Here is a 24,205-nt window from a genome sequence, read left to right on the forward strand (position 1 = left end):
AGGGGAGTGGTGGCGGGAAGCTGAGGAAGCCGAGCCTGCGGGCCGGCGCCCAACCGGGACGCCCGGGGCCGGGAGCCGGCCGGCCACCGACCGCGACGAGACACGGCCGGCGGGCGGCCACCAGTCGCGGTCGATGCGCGTGCGAGCCGGGTGGAAGTGACTCGACGGTTCCTGCGGCGCAGCGAGCCGACCCGGAAGCGGGCGATCAAGATCGTCAACCCCTTCCCGGGCCGCTGGACCGTGCGCCGATAATGCACATTATGTCAACTCGACTGGAAGCCGCGGCCGGGAGATCACATCGAAGGCCTCCCCTCGACTGCCCCCCGACACGGTCGCTGCGTCCACGACGCCGGGCTCGCGTGACGCCGCGGTCGGCCCGACCGACGATTCCGGCGTCCGCGCGCGGTCCTTGTCTGCAGGACACCGCGCCGCTGCCGCTCGCACCGACCTGGAGGACTCATGCCCAGCACGCTCCGACCGATCATCGTCAGCAACGATCTCGACCGGCTGCTCGCCTTCTACACCGGCCTGCTGGGCGCCCACGAGGTGATGCGCTTCCCGGACGACGGCCCGGTCTTCTACGTCGGCCTCGCACTCGGCGACTCCGAGCTGGGTCTGTCGTCCGACGCATCGGTGGTCTCCGGCGAACCCGGCCGGATGCTGCTGAGCATCGAGGTGCCCGACGTCGACGCACTGCTGCCGAACGTGGAACCGCTCGGCGGGCAGGCGCCCTCCCCGGCCAACGACATGCCGTGGGGTCAGCGGGTCGCGCACATCAAGGACCCCGACGGGAACGTCGTCAACCTGACCCAGACCCGGTGATGCCCGCCGACCGGGGCACCTTTCGTCACGGTGACGCAAGCGCTCGAAGCACCGCGCCCGTGGCCGGTCCGTCGTGCACCGGTTCCCCGCCCTGTCGGCGGGTAGCGGCCCGGGAAGACCGTCGAACCGAGGAGGACCCGTGAGCGAGCAGCGTCCCGACACCGATGAGCGCGACGAGCCGGCCGGCACGCCGTCCGCTGGACCGGGCAACCTGACCGCCAAGCCCGCGACACCCGGCACGGACGACGCGGGCACCGCCTCCGCCGTCCCACGCGCCTACGAGGCCGACGAGGCGGCGAAGGAACGCGGCAAGGCCGTCAAGCCGGGCAACTGATACCGGTCACGGGCTGGCGGCGACCCGCAGGCCGAGACCGATCAGGACCGTTCCGCTGACGGCCTCGAGCCGCCGCCGGATCCACGGCCTCCGGAACCACGCGCCTGCCCGCGCCACCCCGGCCGCGAGGGCGAGGTACAGGGCCGTCTCGATCGTGATCTGCAGCAGGCCGAGCAGGGCCGTCGTCGCGAACACCGGGCCCTCGGCCGGGACGAACTGCGGATAGAACGCGATCATGAAGACGGCGGCCTTCGGGTTGGCCAGCTGCACCACCACACCTTCGACGAAGGCGCCCCACCACCGGCGGCGTCCGGCCACCGGCTCCGGGGCTGCCTCCGGGACCGGCGTCCCTCGGTCGCGCCACGCGGTGCGCAGCGCCCGGAAGCCGAGCACGAGCAGGACGGCGGCACCCACCACGCGCAGCACCAGGTAGGCCACCTCGGACGCGGCCACGAGGGCCGCGAAGCCGATCCCGGCGAACAGCGCCCACAGGTACAGCCCCAGCTCGAGGCCAAGCACGGTCGGGACGGCGCCCCGCAGCCCGCGCAGCGCGGCCCGTCGGAAGATCAACGCCATGGCCGGCCCCGGGGACGCCGAGATCAGCAGGACCGCGAGCACGAAGGCGCCGAGCGAGGTCAGGACGTCCACGCCCCAGATGCTCGCACTCCCCTCCCCCGCCCTCGAACGGTTATCCCGAAACCGGGACGTCCCGCAGGTGTGCGGCGTGCCGCAGTCCCCCGCACGACACGGGCGGCATGCGCCGGCGTCCCCAGGTCGGTGCGGTTGACTGCTGGCTCCAGCCGCTACCCGCACCATGAACCCGGAGGAGCCGACCGTGGAGATCCTCGGGCGGTTCTGGGCCCAGGTCACCGCCACCGTGCCCGAGCAACCGGCCGGCGTCCTGCTCGGGGCGGCCGCTGTCGCGGCCCTGCTGGTCCTCTCCCCCGTTCTCTGGCGGTCGACCCGGCACGTCGTCACGATCGCCCACGAGGGGGCGCACGGCGTGGCCGCGCTGGTCTCCGGACGGCGGCTCTCGGGGATCCGGCTGCACTCCGACACCTCCGGGCTCACCGTCTCGGCCGGGCGGCCGACGGGCCTCGGTATGGTCCTCACCTGCGCGGCGGGCTACACCGGTCCGGGGCTCTTCGGGCTGGGCGCGGCCGCCCTGCTCGCCTCGGGGCACGCCATCGGCCTGCTCTGGGCCCTGCTGGCGCTCCTGGCGCTCCTCCTGGTCCAGATCCGCAACTGGTACGGCCTGTGGTCGGTGCTGGTCACCGGCGGCGTGGTGTTCGCCGCCACCTGGTGGCTGCCGCCGGAGGGGCAGGCAGCCTTCGCCGCCCTCGCAACCTGGTTCCTGCTGCTGGCCGCGCCCCGGACCGTGCTGGAGCTGCAGTCGGCCCGTCGACGGCGTCGCGCGCCCGACTCCGACGCCGACCAGCTGGCCCGCCTCACCGGCCTGCCGGCCCTGGTCTGGGTCGGGTTCTTCCTGGTCGTCGACGTCGGCGCGCTGGTCCTCGGCGGGCGCTGGCTGCTGGTCTAGCCGCTATCCCCGGCTGCGTCGCCGGGGTTCGCAGCCGGCGGGCTGCCGCACCCGGTCCACCTGCGGCGGCGGCGGGATGTCCAGGGTCAGGTCCTCGTGCCCGACCGTGACCTGGCGGCCGTGGTGGCGGATGTCCAGCGGCTCGCCGTCCTCCAGCCGGTAGGTCGCCTTGTCCGGGGTGACCGCCACGGTGAGCCGCCGGCCCCGGTAGACCACCCGGAACCGCATGCGGGTGATGCGCGGAGGCAGCCGCGGTCCGAAGGTCAGCTCGCCGTTGTGGTCACGGAGCCCGCCGAAGCCGGCGACGGCGACCGTCCAGCCTCCCGCCATCGAGGCGATGTGCAGGCCGTGCCCGGCGTTGTGGTGCAGGTTCTGCAGGTCGGTGAGCGCCGCCTCGCCCCAGTAGTCGTGGGCCAGCTGCAGGTGCCCGGTCTCCGCCGCGACGACGGCCTGCTGGGTCGCGGACAGCGAGGAGTCGCGGGTCGTCCGGGCCTCGTAGTAGGCGAAGTTGGCGATCTTCTCCTCGAGGGTGAACGCGTCGCCACGCAAGTGCAGCGCCATCACCAGGTCCGCCTGCTTGACGACCTGCTTGCGGTAGATGTCGAAGTAGGGATAGTGCAGCAGGAGCGGATAGCGCTCCGGCGGCGTGTTCCCGAAGTCCCACTCCTCGTGGTGGGTGAAGGCGTCGGACTGCATGTGCACCCCGCGCTGGGTGTCGTAGGGCACCGCCATGAGCGCCGCCGCACGCAGCCAGACCTCGACCTCGTCCGCGGTGACCGCCAGCCGGCCACCCACCTCGGGCTGCCGCCGCACCGCCTCGGCCGCCTCACGCAGGTTCCGCTGGGCCATGAGATTCGTGTAGACGTTGTTGTCCACGACCGCGGTGTACTCGTCCGGCCCGGTCACGCCGTCGATGCGGAAGCCGTGCTCGGGATCGAAGTGCCCGAGCGAGGCCCACAGTCGCGCCGTCTCGACCAGCAGCTCGGCCCCGAAGTCGCGGTCGAAGTCGTCGTCGAGGGTCGCGTTGTAGTACCGGACGACGGCGTCGGCGATGTCGGCGTTGATGTGGAAGGCGGCCGTGCCCGCCGGCCAGTAGCCCGACGTCTCCTCGCCGCGGATGGTCCGCCAGGGGAACGCCGCCCCGTTCAGTCCCAGCACACGCGCCCGCTCCCGGGCCATGTCCAGGATCGAGTGCCGCCACCGCAGCGCGTCACGGACGGCGTGCGGTGCGGTGTAGGTGAGCACCGGCAGCACGTAGGTCTCGGTGTCCCAGAAGGTGTGCCCGTCGTACCCGGGGCCGGTCAGCCCCTTCGCCGGGATCGGCTGGCGCTCCCCGCGCAGCCCGGCCTGCAGGACGTGGAACATCCCCACCCGCACCGCCTGCTGGAGCTCGTCGTCCCCCTCGATCTCGACGTCGCACTCGTCCCAGTGCTGGTCGAGCAGTTCGCGCTGCTCCCGGACCAGCCGGTCCCAGCCGGCCAGCTTGGCCGTCGCCAGCGAGGCCTCCACCTGGTCGCGGACCGCGGCGTCCGACCGCCGCGAGGACCAGCCGTAGGCGATGAACTTGGTCAGCCTGAGCACGCCCCCGGGCGGGATCCGCGCCGCCAGCGTGTACCGGGCCAGGTCGCCGCTGGCCTCGATGTCCTCGGTGCTCGTGTCGGGGATCTCGAGCACGTGGTCCATGCCGGCGGCGACGCGCAGCCGGCTGCGCCTGGTCCGGTGCACCAGCACGGCCCGCCGCCCGCGGGCGACGGCCTGCTCGCACTGCAGGGGCTTGGCGAGCGCCGCCGCAGCCCGCGGATCGTCACCACCGCTGCCGTGACCGGCCTCGTTGGCCAGCAGATCCGACTGCAGGGCCACGTAGAGATCGCCGAGGTCGTCGGTCACCTCGACCTGGTACTGGATCGCGGCGATGGACCGGCGGACGAGCGAGACCAGCCGGGTGCTCGTCACGCGCACCGTGCGGCCGCCCGGCGACTGCCATTCCGTCGTCCGCCGGAGGACGCCTCCGCGCAGATCGAGCGTCCGGCGGTGCTCGACGACCTCCCCGTAGTTGAGGTCGAGCGGGGAGTCCTTGACCAGCAGCCGGATCAGCTTGGCGTCGGTCACGTTGACGACCGTCTGCCCCATCTCCGGGAACCCGTAGCCGGTCTCGGCATGCGGCAGGGGCCGCTCCTCGAAGAACCCGTTGAGGTAGGTCCCAGGGACGACGACCGGCTCGCCCTCCTCGAACGATCCGCGCATGCCGATGTGCCCGTTGGCCAGCGCGAACACCGACTCGTGGACGCCGAGCGAGGCGTGGTCCAGGCCGATCTCGGTCAGCGACCACGGCTCGATCGGGAAGGTCGCCCGCCCCTCCGTCATGAGCCGTTCCCGAGCAGCTCGGAGAGGTCCTGGACGACGACGTCGGCACCCATCTCGGCGAGCTGTGCGGCCTGCCCGACCCGGTCCACCCCGACCACGAACCCGAACCTGCCCGCCCGGCCCGCGGCCACGCCGGACAGCGCGTCCTCGTAGACCACTGCCTCGGCAGGCTCGACGCCCAGGGCCCGCGCGCCGGCGAGGAACGTGTCCGGCTCCGGCTTGCCGCGCAGGTGGTCCCGGGCCGCGGTGATGCCGTCCACGCGGACGTCGATGAGGTCGGCGAAACCGCCGGCGGCGATGACCTGCGCGCCGTTCGCCGACGCGGTCACCACGGCGGTGGCCAGGCCGGCCTCCTTGACCGCCCGCAGGTAGCGGACCGATCCCTCGTAGACCTCGACGCCGTGCTCCTCCAGCTCGCGCAGCACGAGCTCGTTCTTGCGGGTGGCGATGGCCTGCACGGTGGCGGCGTCGGCGGGGTCACCCGGGGCACCCTCCGGCAGCACGATGCTGCGGCTGGCGAGGAAGCCCCGGACACCGTCGGCCCGGTGCCGGCCGTCCACGTAGGCGTTGTAGTCGGCCTGGCTGAACTCTGCCGTCCCTGCCGCGTGGGCACGGAGGAACTCGTCGAACGTGCGCTTCCAGGCTGCGAAGTGCACGGTCGCCGTGCGGGTGAGCACACCGTCGAGGTCGAAGAGGCAGGCGCGGATCGAGTCCGGTAGGCCGAAAGGCCCGGGAGCTGGCACGGTGCGACGCTACCGGCGGGGAGCCGCCCGCACGTGTCGGAACGGCTGCAGTCGCGTATCGACTCGCTGTGCACCTTCGTCGCACGGTCGACGGGCGGCCACGGGCACACCTGCCTAGGGTCGCTCCGGGAAGAATGCCCCCGGACCGAGGAGAGAACCGCCATGCGCGACCGGCCGACGCCGCCCGACCCGTACGACTTCCTGCCCCAGGTACCGAGCTTCACGGTCACCAGCAGTGACGTGTCCGACGGGGCGGTCCTGCCGCTGCCGCAGGTGAGCGGGGTGATGGGCGCCGGCGGCGAGGACCGCTCCCCTCAGCTGTCCTGGTCGGGGTTCCCCGAGGGCACCAGGAGCTTCGCCGTGACGGTGTACGACCCCGACGCCCCGACCGCGAGCGGTTTCTGGCACTGGGCCGTGGCGAACATCCCGGCCTCGGTCACCGAGCTGCCGGCGGGTGCCGGCGCCCAGGGCGGCGAGAACCTGCCCACGGGGGCGCTCCAGCTGCGCAACGACGGCGGCTTCGCCGGCTACGTGGGTGCGGCGCCACCGTCCGGGCACGGCCCGCACCGGTACTTCGTGGTCGTGCACGCCGTCGACACCGACACCCTCGACGTCACCGCGGACACCACGCCCGCCGTCCTCGGGTTCAACCTGTTCTTCCACACGCTGGCGCGCGCCACGCTGGTCGCGACCTACGAGGAGAGCTGACAACTCCTCTGCCACCGCGCGAGCGCGCAACGGAATCGACACACAACGGTTCCATGAAAGCTGCAGCACGGTTGCGTCCGGGGCGCACCATGGGGACATGGCCCCGGTCGGCTGCCCAGCCCAGCACGCCAGACGTGCACGGCTGCCGTCGGTCGTGCTCGCCCTTCTCCTGGCCGGCGCGGTGCTCGTGCCCGCCGGGCGGGCCGGCGCCCAGGGCCCGCCCGGCTCGGAACTGGTAGCGGCGGTCACGTCGGCATACCCGGGCATCGGCATTCTGGGGGTGGCCGTGGCCCACCAGTACACCCCGGTCGCGGGGTCGTCGTCGTCCGCGGCGGCCGAGGCGCGCTCCGCCCAATACGCGGCGGACAACGGCGACACGGCGGACAACGGCGACGCGGCGGCTCGCCCGTTCCCGGCCGCCTCGATGGTCAAGCTCTTCCTGGCCGAGGACATCCTGCACCGGGCACGGATCGGGGAGCTCACGCTCGGTCCCGCCGACCTCCGGCAGTTGCAGGCGATGATCCGGCACTCCGACGACCCGGCCGCCTCCTCCCTCTGGGTGCGCTTCGGCGGGGCGGGCGCGGTGACCGCCGTGGCGGCCCGCTACGGACTGACCGGCACCGCACCCCCCGCCGTCCCGGGCCAATGGGGGCAGTCGACGACGACGGCGCGTGACCTCGCCCAGTTCCTCGCCCGGCTCCCGGCGGTCGCCCACCCCGCGGACGCCGGGACGCTCATGGTCTGGATGCGCACCGCGACCCCCGTGGCCGCCGACGGCTTCGACCAGAGCTTCGGCCTGTTCGGCACCGCCCCGGGTCTGCCCGCCGTGAAGCAGGGCTGGATGTGCTGCGTCAGCGGCAACCGGCACCTGCACTCCGTCGCCGTCGTCGGCGGCCGCATCGTGGTCCTGCTCAGCGAGGTGCCGCGGTCCGTCGGCTACGCCGAGGCGACATCAGCGCTGACGACGGCCGCGGCGGCCATCCCGCTCCCGCATCAGCCCTGACGACCGAGCTCCCGACGACGGAGCCTGGCCCTCAGTCGGCGGGGCGGCGGTCCGCGACGGCGGCCGTGGCGAGCCGGGCGAAGCCGACCCGCTCGTACACCCGCGCGACGTCGTCGTCGCCGGCCGCGAGGAAGACCATGTCCGCGGTCTCCCGGGCGTGCGCCACGAGCGCGGAGGCCATGCCGGCACCCAGGCCGCGGCCGCGCAGCCGCGGCGACGTGGCCACCCCGACCACCTCGCTGATCTCGCTGCCGCCGATGTCGACGGGCTGGTGGGAGCCGACGGCGACCGGTTGACCGTCCTCGACGGCGACCATCATCACCGTGCGGCCGGCCGCGATCCGCTCGCGCAGGGCCGCGGTCCGGGCACGCGCGTCGGGAGAGGTGTCGAGTGGCACGTCCCGGACATCGGCGCGCCCGCCGGGATGGGCGAACGCGGTGGCCGCGACGCGCTGGTAGTGCGGCAGCTCGGGGTCGTCGGCACCCACCACGTAGAGCCGCACACCGGCGGGGAACAGCAGCTCCAGCGGGTCGACGGCGACGAGGAGGGGCAACTCCTCCACGGTCAGCCCCGCGGCACGGGCGGCGGCCGCCGCCTCCGGCGAGCACTCCGGCACCCACTCCAGGGCGACCGGCACCCCGCCATTTTCCTGCAGGGCCAGGGCCGCCCGGACGTCGTCCTCGGTCACCCGCCCGCCGCCGGCGCGGGGGCGGGCGGAATAGGGCCAGGCCGGGTCGCCGATCGGCACGTCGAGAGCGCCCACGACCTCGATCCGCGCATCAGGGAGCGGCGCGGCGGCGTAGTAGCGCTCGATGCACTCGAGCAGCCCCGGACGGGTCGGCACACCGGCACCCTAGACGCGGGAGGTGTCAGGAAGCCTCGGCTGCACCCGTCGGGGCCCCCTCCCCCACCCGGGCGGGTGACCCGAGGGCGGGGCCCTTCCCACGCGAACGGCACGATGGTCGGTGTGACGGCCGGTGCCCGCAGCTCCATCTCGCCCTACGCGGTGTTCGACCGCGCCTCCTGGCGCGCGCTCGCCGAAGGGACGCGGCTGCCGCTGGACGAGGAGGAGCTGCGCGGACTGGCCTCCCTGGGCGACCGCATCGACCTCGACGAGGTGGCGACGGTCTACCTGCCCCTGGCGGAGCTGCTGGGCCTGCACGTCACGGCGAGCCGCCGCCTGTGGGCGGCGCAGAGCGAGTTCCTCGGCAACACGACGGCCAAGGTGCCCTTCGTCATCGCCGTCGCCGGCAGCGTCGCCGTCGGCAAGAGCACGACCGCCCGCCTGCTGCAGACGCTGCTCGCCGCCTCGGCCGGCTCGCCGCGGGTCGACCTGGTGACCACCGACGGCTTCCTGCACCCGAACGCGGTGCTCGAGGCCCGTGGACTGCTCGGCCGCAAGGGCTTTCCGGAGAGCTACGACCGACGGGCCCTGGCGCGCTTCCTCGCCGATGTGAAGTCCGGCCGCGAAGAGGTCTTCGCCCCGGTCTACGACCACCAGTCCTACGACGTCGTCCCGGACGTCCGGCAGGCCGTCGACCGACCCGACATCCTCGTGCTCGAGGGCCTCAACGTCCTCCAGGCCGGGCGCCGGGCGGACGGGACGGCACCGGAGGTCTTCCTCTCCGACTTCTTCGACTTCTCCGTCTACGTCGACGCCGCGGAGGCCGACATCCAGAGCTGGTACGTCGAGCGCTTCCAGGCACTCCGGCGGACGGCGTTCCAGGACGCGACCGCCTACTTCCACCGCTTCGCCGGCCTCACCGACGACGAGGCGCGGGCCACCGCTCTGGACATCTGGGCCTCGGTCAACGGGCCCAACCTGCGCAGCAACATCGCCCCGACCCGCTCCCGGGCGCGGCTGGTACTGCAGAAGGCCGCCGACCACTCCGTCCGCCGGGTGCTGCTGCGGAAGCTCTGACCACGGCCCCACGCGGGCACTTGGCAGGAACTGACGACCCGTCCGGGTGATCTGGTGAGCGGCGTCACTCGCTCACGCTTCAGCCGAGGCGCACAGTTGCCGAACTGGTAATCAGACAAGCACGTTACGTAATCCCGGCAGAACGCCGCTGACGCACGGAGAGAACTGCCATGTGCCACCACCCGAAGACCTGCCCCGACGCCGCCAGCGAGGCGCGTGACCTCGCCACGGTGATCAGCAGCCACCCGGAGCAGGGCTGGCGACTGCTGTGCAACGGCGTCGTGCTGTTCGACGACGACGGCGAGCTGCTGCCCGACGGCCGGGCCGTGGGCGACCACCACACCTGGCTGGCCCCGGAGCTCGTCGCCGGCTGACCGCTCCCGTCAGTTCCCGGCGGCCTGCCTGGCCGCTCGCTCCACCCGCTCCCGGTGGCCCGCCCACCACGCCTCGTCGCCCGGTGGCAGGTTGTCGTTGTCCTTCCGCATGCCGACGGCGCCGTCGATGAGCTCGCGGACGATGTCGGCGTGCCCGGCGTGCCGGTGGGTCTCGGCGGTCACGTGCACGAGGGCGCGGTGCAGGGTCAGCTCCCGGCGGTCCGGAGGCCACCAGGAGACCCGGCCGACCGCGTCCAGCGGGAGAGCCTCGATCGTCGCGTCAGCGTGGGCCCAGGCCCGGCGGTACAGCGCGACGATCTGCTCGCGGGACTCCCCCGCGGTGGCCCACAGGTCCGCGTTGTCCTCGACGTCCTCGACGAGCCAGGGCTGCGGCCCGTCGACCGGCCGGCCGAACGTCTCTCCGAAGTACCCCATCTCGACGTAGGCCAGGTGCTTGACCAGCCCGAGCAGGTTCGTGCCCGTCGGCGTCAGCGGGCGGCGGACGTCGTACTCGGACAGCCCCTCGAGCTTCCAGAGCAGGGCGTCGCGGCCCTGCTGGAGATAGCGCCGCAGGTCCGCCTTCGCTCCTGGCTCGCTCATGGTGCCCTCCCTGCCAGCACCGGCGGACACGTCCGTGCCGTCAGGCCTGCGCGCCCACCACGTCCGGCGCCGTCCCGAGGTCGTCCGGTGCCCCGGCGCCGCGCGCCGGCGTGGACCCGTTCTCCGCGGGCTCGTGCGGCGTGAAGTCGTGCTCGGCGAATGCCTCCGGCGGCGGGCAGGAGCACACCAGGTTGCGGTCGCCGTAGGCCTGGTCGATCCGCCGCACCGGGCTGAGGTAGCCCCTGCCGACCAGTCCGCGCACCGGGTAGACCGCCGTCGTCCGGGGATAGGGCCGGTCCCACTCCCCCGCGAGCATCGCCAGGGTGTGCGGCGCGTTCCGCAGCGGGTTGTCGGTCCGGTCGTACTCGCCGCTCCCGACCTTCTCGATCTCCTCGCGGATGGTTCCCATCGCCTCGACGAAGCGGTCCAGCTCCGCCTTGTCCTCGCTCTCGGTCGGCTCCACCATGAGCGTCCCGGCGACCGGGAAGCTCATCGTCGGCGCGTGGAAGCCGAAGTCGATCAACCGCTTGGCGATGTCGTCGTTGGTCACGCCGGTCGCCTTGGTCAGCGGCCGGATGTCGAGGATGCACTCGTGGGCCACCAGGCCGTCCGCCCCGGTGTAGAGCACCGGGTAGTGCTCCCGCAGCCGCGCAGCCAGGTAGTTGGCGCCCAGGATCGCGTGCTCCGTGGCCTGCAGCAGGCCGTCCGGGCCCATCAGCCGGACGTAGGCCCAGGAGATGGGCAGGATCCCGGCCGATCCCCAGGGGGCTCCCGACACAGCCGGCCCCGTGGCGCCGGTGTCCACCAGCGGGTGCCCCGGCAGGAACGGGACCAGGTGCTCGGCGACGCCGATCGGCCCGACGCCCGGGCCACCGCCGCCGTGCGGGATGCAGAAGGTCTTGTGCAGGTTGAGGTGGCTGACGTCGGAGCCGAAGCGCCCCGGCTTGGCCAGGCCGACCATCGCGTTGAGGTTGGCTCCGTCGACGTACACCTGGCCGCCCGCGTCGTGCACCGCGGCGCAGATCTCCTGGACGTCGACCTCGAACACCCCGTGCGTCGAGGGATAGGTGAGCATGATCGCGGCCAGCCGCTCGGCGTGCTTCTCGGCCTTGGCCCGCAGGTCGGCGAGGTCGACGTTGCCGGCCTCGTCGCAGGCGACGACGACCACGCGCATCCCGGCCATGACCGCGCTGGCCGCATTGGTGCCGTGCGCCGAGCTCGGGATCAGGCAGACGTCGCGCTGCTCGTCGCCGCGGGAGCGGTGGTAGCCGCGGATCGCCAGCAGCCCCGCGAACTCGCCCTGGGAGCCGGCGTTGGGCTGCACGCTGACCTTGGCGTAACCGGTGACCTCCGCCAGCGCCTCGCACAACTCGTCGATGAGCCGGCGGTACCCGCGCGCCTGCTCGACCGGCGCGAACGGGTGCAGGTTCGCGAACTCGGGCCAGGTGATCGCGGCCATCTCGGTCGCGGCGTTCAGCTTCATCGTGCAGGAGCCGAGCGGGATCATCGTGCGGTCCAGCGCCAGGTCCTTGTCCGAGAGCGACCGCAGGTAGCGCAGCATCGCGGTCTCGGAGCGGTGCGCCGAGAAGACCGGGTGCGTCAGGTACGGCGTGCGCCGGCGGAGGTCGGCCGGCAGCGCGTCCGCGCCGTCGTCGTCCAGCAGCGCGTCGTCCGACGACACGCCGAAGGCATGGGCGACGGTGCGGAGGGTCTCGACCGACGTCGTCTCGTCACAGGCCACCGCGACGGTGTCCGCGTCGACCAGCCGCAGGTTGATCCGGCGCTCCGCGGCGGCCGCGACCACGTCGGCCGCGCGGCCGGGCACGGACACCGTGAGGGTGTCGAAGAAGTGCTCGTGCGCCAGTTCGAGCCCGCCGTCGCGCAGCCATCCGGCCAGGGCGGTGGCGCTCCGGTGGACGCGGGCGGCGATCGCCGCGAGCCCCTCCGGACCGTGGTACACCGCGTAGGCACCGGCCATGACGGCGAGCAGCACCTGCGCGGTGCAGATGTTGCTGGTCGCCTTCTCCCGGCGGATGTGCTGCTCGCGCGTCTGCAGGGCGAGCCGGTAGGCGACGTCGCCGTCGGCGTCCATCGAGACGCCCACGAGCCGGCCGGGCAGCTGGCGGGCCAGCCCCTCCCGGACCGAGAGGTATCCGGCGTGCGGACCGCCGTACCCCATGGGGACGCCGAAGCGCTGGGTGGTGCCGCACGCGACGTCGGCCCCCCACTCCCCCGGCGCCTCCAGCAGGGTCAGCGCCAGCAGGTCGGCGGCGACGACGACCGAGGCCCCTGCCTCGTGCGCCGCGGCCGCCAGGGCCCGGTGGTCCCGGACGGCGCCGCTCGCGCCCGGGTAGGACAGCAGGACGCCGAACGCGCCGGCCTCGGGCAGGTCGGCCGGCCAGCCCGCCGAGAGATCGGTGACGTGCAGCCGGATGCCGAGCGGCTCCGCGCGCGTCTGCAGCACCGCCAGGGTCTGCGGCAGCGTGTCGGCGTCGACGACGAACACCGCGTCAGCGCTCGCCCGCCCGGCCCGGCGGACCAGGGTCATCGCCTCGGCGGCGGCGGTCGACTCGTCGAGCATGGAGGCGCCGGCCACCGACAGCCCGGTGAGGTCGGCGACCGCCGTCTGGAAGTTGATCAGGGCCTCGAGCCGGCCCTGGCTGATCTCGGGCTGGTACGGCGTGTAGGCGGTGTACCAGGCCGGGTTCTCGAGCACCGTGCGCTGGATGACCGGCGGGGTGAACGTGCCATGGTACCCCAACCCGATCATCGAGGTGTAGACGTCGTTGGCGTCCGCCCGCTCCCGCAGCAGCGCCAGGACGGCGGCCTCGTCCATGGCCGGCGGCAGCGCCAGCGGCGTGCGGTCGCGGACGCCCTCGGGGACGCAGGCGTCGACGAGGGCCTCGAGGGTGTCGAACCCGACCGCGGCGAGCATCTCGGCGGTCTCGTCGCCCCGGGGGCCGATGTGACGCGCGGCGAAGGAGCCGGCGGGCTGCAGGGAACGGAGCGACGGAAGGGATCCGGCACGGTCGACCATTGCTGCGACGCTACCAGCGGCCCACCTCCCGGCCGGACCGTGCGCGGCGCCGGTACTCGCCCGGCGGCACACCGGCATAGCGGACGAACGCCGCGGAGAAGGCGGACTCCGAGCCGTAGCCCACACGGGACGCCACGACGGCGGCGGTCGCGTTCCCGCCACCCAGCAGCGTCATGGCCCGCCGTATCCGGCAGCCGTGGACGTACTGCATCGGTGGCTGTCCGATCGTCGCCGAGAACCGAGCCGCGAACGCCGCCCGCGAGAGTCCCGCCAGCCGCGCCAGCGACGGCAGCGTCCACGGCGCCGCCAGGTCCGCGTGGACCGCGGTCAGCACCGCAGCGAGCGCCGGGTCGCCCAGCGCCCGCAACCAGCCGGGCTCGCCGGCCGTCTCGGCGTGGTGTCGCAGCGCGCGCGTCACGAGGGCATCGGACAGACGCGCCATGACGACGTCGCTCCCCGGCCCCGCCTCCGTGGCCTCGGCGGTGAGCGCCCCGGTCAGCCCGGACAGCCACGGCGGGCTGCTCCCCCGGCTGCCCGGCACGTGGATGCAGCGCGGGAAGCCGGCGACCGCGGGATGGCCCTCGTCGCCGAGGAAGAAGGCGCCGCAGACGATGAGGGTCGGCTCGCCGACGTCCCCGACCTCGACCCGGGTGCCCGTGGCCGCCCGGGCCAGCCGATCGACGACAGCTCGCGGCCTCGTGCGGGTCCGGCGGAACGGAGGATGTGGGAGTCCGCACGCGGGAGGACGACCAGGTCGCCGGCGTGGAGTTCACGGCCGGCCCCGTCGTCGTCCAGCTCCAGCACGCAACGGCCCTCCACGACGACGTGCACGCCACGCAGTCCGCCGTCGAAGCGCAGCCGCCACGGCGCACGCAGTGCGAGGACGCGGTAGGCGGCGCTGTCCAGCCGCAGTTCCTTCAGCACCGCGCTGAGCAGGTCCATGGCGCTTCCCCGGGCACGGTCGCCCCTGGACGAACGAGGAAGAAGTCGGGACGGATGCGGATGGATCATCCGCCGAGCGGTTCCTAGCGTCCATGGGCATCAGCGCCTCCGAGCCGAAGGACGTCCCATGACCGCTCTCGAGCAGGGCCCATCCCTCCCGGCCGTACGGTCCGGCGACCTCGTCGGGCTCGTGCAGGTCACGATCCCGGTGACCGATCTGGCGCGCAGCGCGGCCTGGTACCGCGACCTGCTGGGACTGCAGTACGTGCGGGAGTTCGGGGACGGTGAGGGTGACACCGGATGCGCGCTGGCCGACTGGAACGCCCGGTTCCTGGTCGCCCTGCGGCTGCGCTCGACGACGGCCGGGGACGCCGATCTACGGGGCGAGCACCCGATCGTCGTCGAGGCGGCTGATGCCTCCGCGGCCGCCCGGGTGAGGGCCCGCGCCGACGCGATGGGGATGCGCTGGACCGAAGGGCGGCACGCCGACGGCAGCTGGACGGAGTTCCTGGACCCCGACGGCATCGCCGTGCGCATGGTCCACGACGCCGCCGGGCCCAGGTTGTTCCTGGGCGTGCGCTGGACGCCGGACGGCGTGGAGTTCTACGAGCACCCGCGGTCGGTCCTGCCGCCCGAAAGTATGAGGACCCGGGGCCAGGCGACACGGAGCCAGCGCTCCGCCCTGTCCCTCGGTCGACCGAGCAGTGTGCGACTGCTCAGGCGCCGACGGCGCGGGCGCGGCGGCGCTTCGACAGCTCGTCGTCCGCCGAGCTGACGGGACCACCGTCGAGACGCTCGGCCGGGAGCTCGGCGAGCTCGCCGGACAGCTCACGGAGTGCGCCGGAGACGGCGATGCCGAAGACGCCCTGGCCGCCGGCGAGCAGGTCGACGACCTCTTCCGCCGACGTGCACTCGTAGACGGTGGCGCCGTCGGAGAACAGCGTGATGTTGGACAGTTCCTTGATGCCGCGGGTGCGCAGGTGGTCGACGGCCTTGCGGATGTTCTGCAGGGAGACGCCGGTGTCCAGGAGCCGCTTGACGACCTTGAGCACGAGGATGTCGCGGAACGAGTACAGCCGCTGTGTGCCGGACCCCGTCGCGGTGCGCACGGACGGCGCGACCAGGCCGGTACGGGCCCAGTAGTCGAGCTGGCGGTAGGTGATCCCTGCAGCAGCACAGGCCGTGGGACCGCGGTAGCCGACCAGGTCGGTGTCGACCTCGTCGTACGCGGGAGCCCCGACAGCGGCGTCACTGAAGAGCTGACCCTGGGACCCGTCGTTCTGGTCGCTCACGTCCAGCGTCCTCCTCTGGTCCCGCCCCGCTCGCGCGGTCCGGGTCGACGGCCTCGCACCTGATGGGCCTTGCAACCGGTGGGCATTGCACCCACTGAACCTCAGGTGTCACACCGTTGTTGTTCGCCGACCGTAAGCCGGGCCAGGGGGTCGGTCAACTGAGCGGGTCGGCGTGTCGCCACGCTCATCATTTCGAGTGGAGAACACCCACCGTGCTGCCGATGGTCACAAGTTGCCCGAAACGGGGCGCCTGTGTCAGGTGGGACCGCCGGAGCCCGACCCGGCGCCGAAGTCCTCGGGCGAGATCTGGTCGAGGAACTCCCGGAACTTCTCGACCTCGTCCTCCTGCTCGTCCGGGATCTCGATGCCCACCTCGTCGAGCAGGTCGTCCGCGCCGTAGATCGGTGCACCGGTGCGCACGGCCAGTGCGACGGCGTCGGACGGCCGCGCGCTGACGATCCGGTCGTCGCCGAAGACGAGTTCGGCGATGTAGATGCCGTCCCGCATCTCGGTGATGTTGACGGCCTCGAGGGTGGCACCGAGGGCCCGGACCACCTCACGGAGCAGGTCGTGGGTCATGGGCCGGGCCGGCCGGACGCCCTGCTGCTCGAACGCGATGGCGGCCGCCTCGACGGCGCCGATCCAGATGGGCAGGTACCGCTCCCCCTGCGTCTCCTTGAGCAGCAGGATCGGCTGGTTGCCGGGCAGCTCGACCCGGACGCCGACGACTCGAAGCTCCTGCACGGTGCGGCTCCCTCAGCAGGCCCGGGGGGACGGGCTGGTCGGTCAGGTCAGGCGGCTGGTGGACGGCTCGGGAACGTCGGGTGTCTTGATCTGCGCACCGATCACGGTACGCCGGAGTCAGGGACGCAGGAGTTCCTGGAGCCGTGCCTCCAGCAGCGCCGTGTGCAGCTGCGCCGACAGCGTCGCGAGCTCGCGGAGCTTCTCGGTGGCGCGGGTGCGGGCCTCCTCCGACCGGGCCCGCAGCACGGGGGCGACGAGCTGCTCGACCAGGCCGGCCTCCCGTTCGACACCGGTGCGGTAGACGCGCAGGTGCCGCGGCTCGATGCCGTGCCGGGCCAGCCCCGCCGCGGCGCGGGCCACGGGCAGGTCGCTCACCGGGTGGCGGCCGTCGGCGTCCGTCGTCAGCAGGCCGAACTGCACGCAGTCGGCCAGCTGCCCGGGCTCGAGGCCGGCCGCCCGGGCGAACTGCTCGGCGGTGAGGGGCGGCCCGACCGTCGTCCCCGCGTCGTCGGTCGACGCCGGCGGGGCGGGTGCCGTGGCACCGGTGCCCGCGGGCAGCGGCTCGCCGCGATCCAGTGCGTCCAGGTGGTCCTTGATGACGCGCAGGGGCAGGTACTGGTCGCGCTGGGCGGCCAGGACGTAGCGCAGCCGGCTCACGTCGGCACGCGAGAACTTCCGGTACCCCGACGGCGTCCGCTGGGGATGGACCAGGTCCTCGGACTCGAGATAGCGGATCTTGCTGATCGTCACGTCGGGGAAGTCGTCACGAAGAACGCCCAGCACCTCGCCGATGGTCAGGCGGGGCGTGCGCTGATCGGCGGCGTCCCCGAGCGCGCTCGTGCGCTCGGGCACCGCCGTCACGTCCTCTGCTCGCCGGCGGCCGGCCGGCCGGCCTGCCCCCACATGCGTGAGCTCGCCGGCGCGGTCACTAGCGAGCGGCCGGCTCGCCGGTGCGCGGACCGGTGAGGTAGACGAGGCGGAACTTGCCGATCTGCACCTCGTCGCCGCCGGCCAGCGTGGCGACGTCGACGGGCTCCCGGTTGACGTACGTGCCGTTGAGGCTGCCGACGTCGTGGACCGAGAAGCCACCGCCCTCGCGGTGGAACTCGACGTGCCGGCGGCTGACCGTCACGTCGTCGAGGAAGATGTCGCTGTCGGGGTGCCGACCGGCGGTCGTGACGTCCTGGTCGAGCAGGAAACGGCTGCCGGCGTTGGGCCCGCGCTTGACGACGAGCAGCGCCGACCCGGCGGGCAGCGACTCGACGGCGCCGGCGTGGGCGTCCGCCGCGGCCTCGGCGATCTCGGGCTGGTCGCTGGTGTCCTCCCCCCCGACCTTGGGGATCACGCTGGTCGACTCGCCGACCCGCTCCTGGGAGAGCGCCGAGCCGCACTGCGCGCAGAAGCGACTGCCCTCGGGGTTCTCGTGTCCACATCGAGTGCAGTGCACGTCTGTCTCCTCCAGTGCGAGGGGCACCGCCGCGGTCCTGGTCGGGCCGCGGGCGGCCGGCGGACGGCGGCCGGGTGGCTGCCGCGGGTCGGCTACCGCGGGGGCGGCGGGCCGTGGTCATGGAACCAGCAGGTCGACCCGAGGGTCAACCGGACGTTCAGGGTGCGGACCGGTGGCTGTCCGGCTGGTCGCCGGACTCTCCGTGTCCCCGGGCGATCATAGTGATCGACCTGCGCGGGCAACCCATCGGCAGCCCCCTCAGGACGCGTCGACCAGCGCTTCGTAGGCGGCGGCGTCGAGCAGCGCCCCGGTCGGGTCCCCGTTCTCCCCGGCGACGCTGATCTCCACGAGCCACCCGTCGCCGTAGGGGTCGGCGTTGATGGTCTCGGGGGCGTCGGCCAGGACGGTGTTGACGGCCGAGACGGTGCCCGCGACCGGGGCGTAGACGTCGGAGACCGACTTGGTCGACTCCACCTCGCCGATCGGGTTGCCGGGCCCGACCTCCTCCCCGACCTCCGGAAGCTGGACGAAGACGATGTCGCCGAGGGCGTCCTGCGCGTGGTCGGTGATGCCCACCCGCACGATGACTCCCGCGTTCGCGGCGGCCCCCGCACCCTCCTCGCCCTGCACGAGGGCCCACTCGTGCTGCTCGGTGTAGCGGCGGTCGTTAGGCGTGGCCATGCGGCGATCGTCTCCCCGGAGCGGTGGGTCGGTCAGGTGGGCGCCGTGCGGTCTGAGCGCGAGCTCAGTCGTCGGTCTGCGGCGAAGCGTATTGAGGCGTGTCGAGCGGCCGCAACGCGCCCACGACGACCTCCTCGGACTGCGTGATCGTGACGGAACCGCCCCGGTTGTTGATGTGCTGCACCACTCCCCCGGGGATGTTCATCGCGGTCTCCATGTTCTGCGGGTCGCCGATCACGAGGATCTCGTACGGGGCGGTGATGGGACGGCCGTCGACCATGAGACCGCCCGGGTCGCCGGTCACCGCCGTCGAGACGCCGACCCGGACGTCGTCGATCTGCATCGTCTCCGCGCCGGCCCCGCGCAGCTCCTGGATCGCGTCGAGAAGGTCAGCCACCCGCACCTCGTCGTCCGGGTCGCGGATGACCATCTCCAGGCCCGGTCCCTGGGCCGGGAGCGTCCCGTTGAGGATCCCGATCGCCTGCGCCCGTTCCCGTGCCGCCTCCAGGGCGGTCGCGGCGCGGCTGTCGGAGTTGGTGAGCTGCTCGAGCGCGCTGCGCTGCTCGGCGACCTGCTCGCGGAGTCGTTCCTCCTGGGCGTCGAGCTCGTCGAGGATGCGGACCAGGTCCTCCTCCCGCGCGCCGGCCAGCTGGGGGTCGTCGCCCACGGTCCGCACCTGGACGGCGAAGGCGAAGCCGAGCAGCAGCGTCAGGACCCCGATCAGCACGGCTGCGAGCGGGTCGCGACGACGGCTCGCACCCACCGCCGGGGTCGAGGCCGGCGGCTCGCCGGCCGAAGACCCCACGGCCGGCGGTCCGGGTTCCGGCACCTGAGCGGCAGGCTGGTCGGGAGCCACGGTTCCTCCCGGTTCCGAGGCTGGAGCCGGTTCGGGGGCCGGAGCCGGCTTCGAGGCCGGAGCCGGTTCGGGGGCCGGAGCCGGCTCGGAGGTCGAGGTCGGCTTCGAGGCCGGAGCCGGTTCAGGGGCCGGAGCCGCTTCGGGGGCGGCCGCCGTGTCGGTCGCGCGGTCCGGTGCGGCGGCGTCATTCCCGGGGGGTGCGGGGCCGCGCGCCGGGCTGCCCGCCGCCGGCGCCCCGGCGTCGCCGGAGCCGAACGGGTGCGGCACCACCTCGTCGTCCCCGGTGCCCTGGTCGGCCGGCCCGGGACCGCCGGGCCGCTGGTCCTCGCTCATGCCCGGAAGACGTGCCGTCGGATGGCGGCGGCGTTGCCGAAGATGCGGATGCCCAGCACGACGACGACGGCGGTGGACAACTGCGCACCCACCCCCAGCTGGTCACCGAGGAACACGATCAGCCCGGCGACGACGACGTTCGACACGAACGAGATGACGAACACCTTCGCGTCGAAGATCCCGTCGAGCCGGGCGCGGAAGCCACCGAACACGGCGTCGAGGGCAGCGACCACGGCGATCGGCAGGTACGGCTGGAGCCACAGCGGGACGGTGGGGTCGAAGAAGAGGCCGAGCAGGACCCCGGCGGCGAGTCCGATGATCGGGATCACGGGGTCAGCCTCCCGGCGTCTGGTCGGGAACGGGGACGTCCGGCTCGTCGCCGGCGGTTCGGGCCAGCCGGAGCTCGGGGGTGGTTGCCGCCGGAAGGGTCAGCTCGTCCTCCCGGACGAAGTCGAAACGGAGGTCGTAGATGTTGGAGATGTCGGCCAGTGCCTTCACCTCGGGGCTGGCGAGGAACTCGTTCAGCAGGGTGTCCGGGTCACCGACGGCGCTGATCTCGTAGGGGTTGGTGACCGGCCGGAAGTCGACCAGCACGGCCTCCCCCGCGAATCGGATGGCGGTCGTGGGACCGAGCCGCTGCCCGTTGACGCTGACCGCCTCGGCGCCCGCCGCCCACAGGGAGTTGACCACCACCTGGAGGTCACCGTCCTGGACGCGGCCACGCAGGTCCTCCTCGGTGCCGCCGCCGACCGGGTCCGAGTCGGTCTTCGGGTCGGCGTTGGCCAGGGTGATCAGCAAGCCCGGACCGGTGACGGGCACGGCGGCGGCCCCCTGCTCGGCGCGCGCCAGCTCGTCGAGCGCGTCCTGGCCGACCGCACTGACGGCGAGCAGGTTCTCCCGGCTGCGACCTACCTCGACGCGCAGCTCCTCGAGCTGGGCGGTCAGCCCCTCGCTGATCGCCGATTCCTGCTGGATGTCGGCGACCAGCCGGGCGCGGATCTGCTCGCGCCCCTGGGCGGTCGCGGCGGCCTGGTCGTAGGTGACGGCGAGCAGCAGCCCGGCGATCGCCATGGTGAGCGCGACGAGGGTCCGCGCCCGCCAGCGGCTCCGGGGGCGGGCGGGGCCGCCGTCCGCCCGGGCCGCGCGCCGGGCCGCCGCCTCGGCATAGGCGGGATCGAGGGTCTCGGCGAGGACGGCGTCGAGGAGCGAGGCCCCGAGCGAGTACCGCGGCCCGGGTCGAGCCCCCGTCACGGCGTCGTCCCCCCGGCGGCCCGCTCCGTGCGCAGGATGCCGGCCACCTGCACGAGGTAGAGCGCCCCGGCCAGCACGTAGAGCACCGTGCCCCAGATCGTCAGGGCCCAGGCGATCGGCTCGGCGATCGCGGCCACCGGGTTGGATCCGTAGGCCAGCAGCAGCCCGGGGAAGGCGTAGAGCAGGAGGAGGGTGGCCGCCTTGCCCAGGTAGTGGACCTGCAGCGGCGGATAGCCGTACCGCCGCAGGACCAGCAACGCCGCGCCCAGCACCAGTTCCCGGCCGAGCAGGACCGCGACCAGCCAGGTCGGAACGATGCCGCGGAGGGCCAGCGCGATCAGGGCGGCGACGATGTAGAGCCGGTCCGCGGCCGGGTCCAGGAGCGCCCCGAGCCGGCTGCCCTGGTTCAGCCAGCGGGCGAGCTTGCCGTCGAGCCAGTCGGTGAAGCCCGAGATCATGAGGACGGCGAGCGCCCAGCCGTCGGACTCCGGCCCCAGTAGCAGCCAGAGGAACAGCGGCACGCCGAGCAGCCGCAGGACCGACAGGGCGTTCGGCAGCGTCCACACCCGGTCGGGCAGGGCCTCGCGGTCCGTCACCGGCGGCGAGCCGCCCGGGACGGACGGCAGCGACGCGGCGGCCCACGGGCCGTTCGACGACGTCACTGCTCCTCCACCCCGCCCGACACCCCGCTGCACACCGAGCCCGAGGCTAGTGGCCTGCGCCGACGCGGCCGGAGGCGGCGCACCGGAGCGCACCGACGGCGTGCCGGAACCCGGCGGGTTCCGCCGGGGCAGGCGGTCAGGGGCGGGGACTCCGGGGAATCCGCCCTCGGAGAGGCCGGCTCACACCGCGACCGCCACGGACGCCGGTGCCGGCTCGTAGCCGAGCTGCTGCCGGGAGAAGCTGCCGGTGCCGTGCGTGACCGAGCGCAGGACCCCCGGATAGCTCAGCAGCTCGACCTCCGGGATCTCCGCCCGGACGGTGGTGCGGTCCCGGTCCGGGTCGGCGTCACTGCCGGTGACCCGCGCGCGGCGGGCGGAGAGGTCGCTCATCACCGCGCCGACGTACTCCCCGGGGACGACGACCTCGATCACGCACCAGGGCTCGAGCACCCGGGTGCCGGCGGCCGCGGCCAGCTCGCGCACCGCGAGCGCCCCCGCCGCCTGGAACGCCGCGTCGGAGGAGTCGACCGAGTGCGACTTCCCGTCGACGAGGGTGACGTGGACGTCGACCAGCGGCCGGTCGCCGCCGATCCCCCGCTCGGCCTGCGCGCGGACGCCCTTCTCCACGCTGCCGTGGAACTGGCTGGGCACCGTGCCGCCGACGATCCGCTGCTCGAAGACGATGCCGGAGCCGGGCGGGCCGGGCTCGCCCTCGACGACCACGACGGCGTACTGCCCGTGCCCGCCGGACTGCTTGACGTGCCGGCCGGTGACCCGCGCCGGGCCCCCGAGCGTCTCCACCATGGGCACGCGGACCGGCACCGTGCTGACCGCCACCCCGTGCCGGCTGCGCAGGCGCTCGAGGAGGACCTCGGCGTGTGCCTCCCCCACGCACCACAGCAGCAGCTGCCCGGTGTCGGGCCGGCGCTCCAGCCGCACGGTCGGGTCCTCGGCCACCAGCCGGGCGAGGGCGGCGGCGAGCCGGTCCTCGTCGGCGCGGGAGGCCGCCTCGACCGCCACCGGCAGCTGCGGGGTGGGCAGTTCCCACGGCGGGACGAGCCGCGGGTCCTCCGGCGAGCTGAGCGTGTCCCCGGTCTCGGCGCTGCCGAGCCGGGCCACGGCGCAGATGTCGCCGGCCGGGCAGGCGGCCACCGGGCGCAGGTTGGTCCCCAGCGGCGAGGACACCGCGCCGATCCGCTCGTCGACGTCGTGGTCGGGATGGCCGCGGTCGGTCATGCCGTGCCCGGAGACGTGGATCGGGATGTCGGGGCGGAGGGTGCCCGAGAAGACGCGGACCAGGGAGACCCGGCCCAGGTAGGGGTCGGTCGTCGTCTTGATGACCTCGGCCACCAGCGGCCCGTCGGGGTCGCACTCGATGGCCGGCGTCGCCTTGCCGTCGGGACGGGTGACCGGTGGGCAGCCGTGCTCCTTCGGGCAGGGGAACGCCGCGACGAGGAGGTCCAGCAGCTCGGGGACGCCGACGCCGGTCAGCGGCGCGACGCACAGGATCGGGTGGAAGTGGCCGCGGGCGACGGCGGTCTCGAGGTCGGCGACCAGGTCGGCGACGGCCAGTTCGTCGCCGGACAGGTACCGCTCCATCAGGGTCTCGTCCTCGCTCTCCCCGATGATCCCCTCGATGAGCTCGCCACGGAGCCGGTCGGCGTCGGCTGCCTCCGTGCTGGTCTCGGGGTGCGGTTCCAGCAGTGACACCAGGCCCCGGACCGCGCCGTCCGGACCGCGGTCGAGCAGGTGCATGGGGAACACGCCTTCCCCGAGCAGTCGCTGGCACAGCCGGACGGCCTCGTCGACGTCGGCGCGTGCCCGGTCGAGCTGGGTGATCACCACCGCCCGGGGCATGCCGACGGTGGCGCACTCCTCCCACAGCTGCACGGTGGTGGCGTCCACGCCGTTGACCGCGGAGACGACGAAGAGCGCTGCGTCCGCGGCGCGCAGTCCGGCGCGCAGTTCGCCCACGAAGTCCGGGGAGCCGGGGGTGTCGAGCAGGGTCAGCCGGTGGCCCGCGTGCTCGACGGTGGCGACGCCGAGGGACACCGACCGCTGCTGACGGACCTCGACCTCCTCGGTGTCGAGACAAGTGGTGCCGTCCTCGACCCGCCCGGCCCGCGGCAGGGCGCCGGTCGCGACGAGGAGGGCTTCGGCCAGGGTGGTCTTCCCCGCGCCCGCGTGGCCGACGAGCGCCACGTTGCGCACTTTCTCAGCGGGTCGGGGGGCCGGAGCCGTCCCGGTGTCCTTCGGCATGAGTCCGGCCCCTCAGCTGTGCGAGGGGCCGGTGTGGTGGACCACGGCCGGGGTGCCGGCCGGGTAGAAGAGCGCGGTGTGCCCGTCGGGCTCCCACTGGACCCGGTACGGCGGGCCGCCGTCCGGCTCGTGGCACTCGAGCACCACACCGACCCGCTCCGCCTCGCCCTGGTGGGTGGAGTGGACGACTATCCTGTCTCCGACATGAGCTTCCACGGCAGCCTCCTCGACGAGCGCCCGGCTGTGGCCTGAGTCACAGCCTGCCCGCCGGGCGGGAGTCAGGGCAAGTCCC

The 24,205-nt window shown here is 73.6% G+C and carries 26 protein-coding genes and 1 pseudogene; 8 read left to right on the forward strand and 19 right to left on the reverse strand.

Annotated features, from left to right (window positions below):
• Positions 1-459: 459 nt before the first annotated feature.
• Entirely contained in the window at positions 460-822 is a 363-nt protein-coding gene (locus E4P39_RS06485) for a VOC family protein (RefSeq protein WP_135135561.1), read from the forward strand.
• Positions 823-961: 139 nt separating this feature from the next.
• The gene (locus tag E4P39_RS06490) at positions 962-1,156 is read left to right on the forward strand and encodes a hypothetical protein (RefSeq protein WP_135135562.1); all 195 of its coding nucleotides are present in this window, start codon (positions 962-964) and stop codon (positions 1,154-1,156) included.
• 6 nt (positions 1,157-1,162) lie between these two features.
• On the opposite strand, the gene E4P39_RS06495 is transcribed toward E4P39_RS06490, so the two are convergent.
• Positions 1,163-1,804 (reverse strand): LysE family translocator, encoded by a 642-nt coding sequence (locus E4P39_RS06495; protein WP_135135563.1) that lies wholly within the window; start codon positions 1,802-1,804, stop codon positions 1,163-1,165.
• 187 nt (positions 1,805-1,991) lie between these two features.
• Here E4P39_RS06495 and E4P39_RS06500 point away from each other — a divergent pair, with 187 nt between their 5' ends.
• Positions 1,992-2,696 carry a M50 family metallopeptidase gene (locus tag E4P39_RS06500; RefSeq protein ID WP_209306384.1) on the forward strand — a complete coding sequence of 235 codons (705 nt, stop codon included), beginning with the start codon at positions 1,992-1,994 and terminating at the stop codon, positions 2,694-2,696.
• Between the two features lie 3 nt (positions 2,697-2,699).
• Here E4P39_RS06500 and E4P39_RS06505 read toward each other — a convergent pair whose 3' ends face one another.
• Positions 2,700-5,060, reverse strand: coding sequence for a glycosyl hydrolase family 65 protein (locus E4P39_RS06505; RefSeq protein ID WP_135135565.1), 2,361 nt, complete (start codon positions 5,058-5,060; stop codon positions 2,700-2,702).
• Complete coding sequence (locus E4P39_RS06510; protein WP_135135566.1) at positions 5,057-5,803, reverse strand: beta-phosphoglucomutase family hydrolase; 747 nt, start codon at positions 5,801-5,803, stop codon at positions 5,057-5,059. Before E4P39_RS06510 ends, E4P39_RS06505 begins: the two co-directional genes overlap by 4 nt.
• Positions 5,804-5,965: 162 nt before the next feature.
• Between E4P39_RS06510 and E4P39_RS06515 the strand changes: the two genes are divergently transcribed.
• Positions 5,966-6,511: a YbhB/YbcL family Raf kinase inhibitor-like protein gene (locus E4P39_RS06515; RefSeq protein WP_135135567.1), complete on the forward strand. Its 546-nt coding sequence runs from the start codon at positions 5,966-5,968 to the stop codon at positions 6,509-6,511.
• A 97-nt stretch (positions 6,512-6,608) separates the two neighbouring features.
• On the forward strand, positions 6,609-7,514 hold the full coding sequence (locus E4P39_RS06520; RefSeq protein ID WP_135135568.1) for a serine hydrolase: 906 nt from the start codon (positions 6,609-6,611) through the stop codon (positions 7,512-7,514).
• A gap of 31 nt (positions 7,515-7,545) precedes the next feature.
• Here E4P39_RS06520 and E4P39_RS06525 read toward each other — a convergent pair whose 3' ends face one another.
• The gene (locus E4P39_RS06525) at positions 7,546-8,358 is read right to left on the reverse strand and encodes a GNAT family N-acetyltransferase (protein WP_135135569.1); all 813 of its coding nucleotides are present in this window, start codon (positions 8,356-8,358) and stop codon (positions 7,546-7,548) included.
• Positions 8,359-8,472: 114 nt separating this feature from the next.
• Here E4P39_RS06525 and coaA point away from each other — a divergent pair, with 114 nt between their 5' ends.
• Complete coding sequence (gene coaA, locus E4P39_RS06530) at positions 8,473-9,435, forward strand: type I pantothenate kinase (protein WP_135135570.1); 963 nt, start codon at positions 8,473-8,475, stop codon at positions 9,433-9,435.
• Between the two features lie 170 nt (positions 9,436-9,605).
• Positions 9,606-9,809, forward strand: a complete 204-nt coding sequence (locus E4P39_RS06535; protein WP_135135571.1) for a DUF5999 family protein — start codon at positions 9,606-9,608, stop codon at positions 9,807-9,809.
• A gap of 9 nt (positions 9,810-9,818) precedes the next feature.
• Here E4P39_RS06535 and E4P39_RS06540 read toward each other — a convergent pair whose 3' ends face one another.
• The 4 genes and pseudogenes from E4P39_RS06540 to E4P39_RS23175 form a co-directional block, all read right to left on the reverse strand.
• The gene (locus E4P39_RS06540; protein WP_135135572.1) at positions 9,819-10,409 is read right to left on the reverse strand and encodes a DinB family protein; all 591 of its coding nucleotides are present in this window, start codon (positions 10,407-10,409) and stop codon (positions 9,819-9,821) included.
• A gap of 40 nt (positions 10,410-10,449) precedes the next feature.
• Complete coding sequence (gene gcvP / locus E4P39_RS06545; RefSeq protein WP_135135573.1) at positions 10,450-13,446, reverse strand: aminomethyl-transferring glycine dehydrogenase; 2,997 nt, start codon at positions 13,444-13,446, stop codon at positions 10,450-10,452.
• 10 nt (positions 13,447-13,456) lie between these two features.
• The gene (locus E4P39_RS23170; protein WP_280790822.1) at positions 13,457-13,864 is read right to left on the reverse strand and encodes an AraC family transcriptional regulator; all 408 of its coding nucleotides are present in this window, start codon (positions 13,862-13,864) and stop codon (positions 13,457-13,459) included.
• Positions 13,847-14,134: pseudogene (locus tag E4P39_RS23175) on the reverse strand (cupin domain-containing protein); the annotation flags it as partial. The gene E4P39_RS23170 and the pseudogene E4P39_RS23175, both read right to left, overlap by 18 nt.
• Positions 14,135-14,515: 381 nt before the next feature.
• On the opposite strand from E4P39_RS23175, the gene E4P39_RS06555 reads away from it, so the two are divergent.
• Positions 14,516-15,163, forward strand: a complete 648-nt coding sequence (locus tag E4P39_RS06555) for a VOC family protein (RefSeq protein ID WP_167761651.1) — start codon at positions 14,516-14,518, stop codon at positions 15,161-15,163.
• On the opposite strand, the gene E4P39_RS06560 is transcribed toward E4P39_RS06555, so the two are convergent.
• From E4P39_RS06560 to E4P39_RS06610, 11 genes are all read right to left on the reverse strand, one after another.
• The gene (locus tag E4P39_RS06560; RefSeq protein ID WP_245159684.1) at positions 15,105-15,593 is read right to left on the reverse strand and encodes a MerR family transcriptional regulator; all 489 of its coding nucleotides are present in this window, start codon (positions 15,591-15,593) and stop codon (positions 15,105-15,107) included. The genes E4P39_RS06555 and E4P39_RS06560 overlap by 59 nt on opposite strands.
• A 342-nt stretch (positions 15,594-15,935) precedes the next feature.
• Positions 15,936-16,424, reverse strand: a complete 489-nt coding sequence (locus E4P39_RS06565; RefSeq protein ID WP_135135576.1) for a bifunctional nuclease family protein — start codon at positions 16,422-16,424, stop codon at positions 15,936-15,938.
• A gap of 117 nt (positions 16,425-16,541) precedes the next feature.
• Positions 16,542-17,285, reverse strand: coding sequence for a MerR family transcriptional regulator (locus E4P39_RS06570; protein WP_135135577.1), 744 nt, complete (start codon positions 17,283-17,285; stop codon positions 16,542-16,544).
• Between the two features lie 67 nt (positions 17,286-17,352).
• Positions 17,353-17,871, reverse strand: a complete 519-nt coding sequence (locus E4P39_RS06575) for an FHA domain-containing protein (RefSeq protein ID WP_209306402.1) — start codon at positions 17,869-17,871, stop codon at positions 17,353-17,355.
• 258 nt (positions 17,872-18,129) lie between these two features.
• Positions 18,130-18,552 (reverse strand): glycine cleavage system protein GcvH, encoded by a 423-nt coding sequence (gene gcvH / locus E4P39_RS06580; protein ID WP_135135578.1) that lies wholly within the window; start codon positions 18,550-18,552, stop codon positions 18,130-18,132.
• A 64-nt stretch (positions 18,553-18,616) separates the two neighbouring features.
• Entirely contained in the window at positions 18,617-19,279 is a 663-nt protein-coding gene (locus tag E4P39_RS22860; RefSeq protein WP_245159677.1) for a DUF881 domain-containing protein, read from the reverse strand.
• A gap of 458 nt (positions 19,280-19,737) precedes the next feature.
• Entirely contained in the window at positions 19,738-20,070 is a 333-nt protein-coding gene (locus E4P39_RS06590; protein ID WP_135135580.1) for a small basic family protein, read from the reverse strand.
• Between the two features lie 4 nt (positions 20,071-20,074).
• Positions 20,075-20,992, reverse strand: a complete 918-nt coding sequence (locus E4P39_RS06595) for a DUF881 domain-containing protein (RefSeq protein ID WP_135135581.1) — start codon at positions 20,990-20,992, stop codon at positions 20,075-20,077.
• Complete coding sequence (locus tag E4P39_RS06600) at positions 20,989-21,654, reverse strand: CDP-alcohol phosphatidyltransferase family protein (protein WP_135135582.1); 666 nt, start codon at positions 21,652-21,654, stop codon at positions 20,989-20,991. Before E4P39_RS06600 ends, E4P39_RS06595 begins: the two co-directional genes overlap by 4 nt.
• 180 nt (positions 21,655-21,834) lie before the next feature.
• The gene (locus tag E4P39_RS06605) at positions 21,835-23,913 is read right to left on the reverse strand and encodes an elongation factor G-like protein EF-G2 (protein ID WP_135135583.1); all 2,079 of its coding nucleotides are present in this window, start codon (positions 23,911-23,913) and stop codon (positions 21,835-21,837) included.
• A gap of 12 nt (positions 23,914-23,925) precedes the next feature.
• The gene (locus tag E4P39_RS06610) at positions 23,926-24,129 is read right to left on the reverse strand and encodes a DUF1918 domain-containing protein (RefSeq protein WP_135135584.1); all 204 of its coding nucleotides are present in this window, start codon (positions 24,127-24,129) and stop codon (positions 23,926-23,928) included.
• Positions 24,130-24,205 lie beyond the last annotated feature (76 nt).

This window comes from Blastococcus sp. CT_GayMR19, from assembly GCF_004570385.1.
Taxonomy (GTDB): domain Bacteria; phylum Actinomycetota; class Actinomycetes; order Mycobacteriales; family Geodermatophilaceae; genus Blastococcus_B.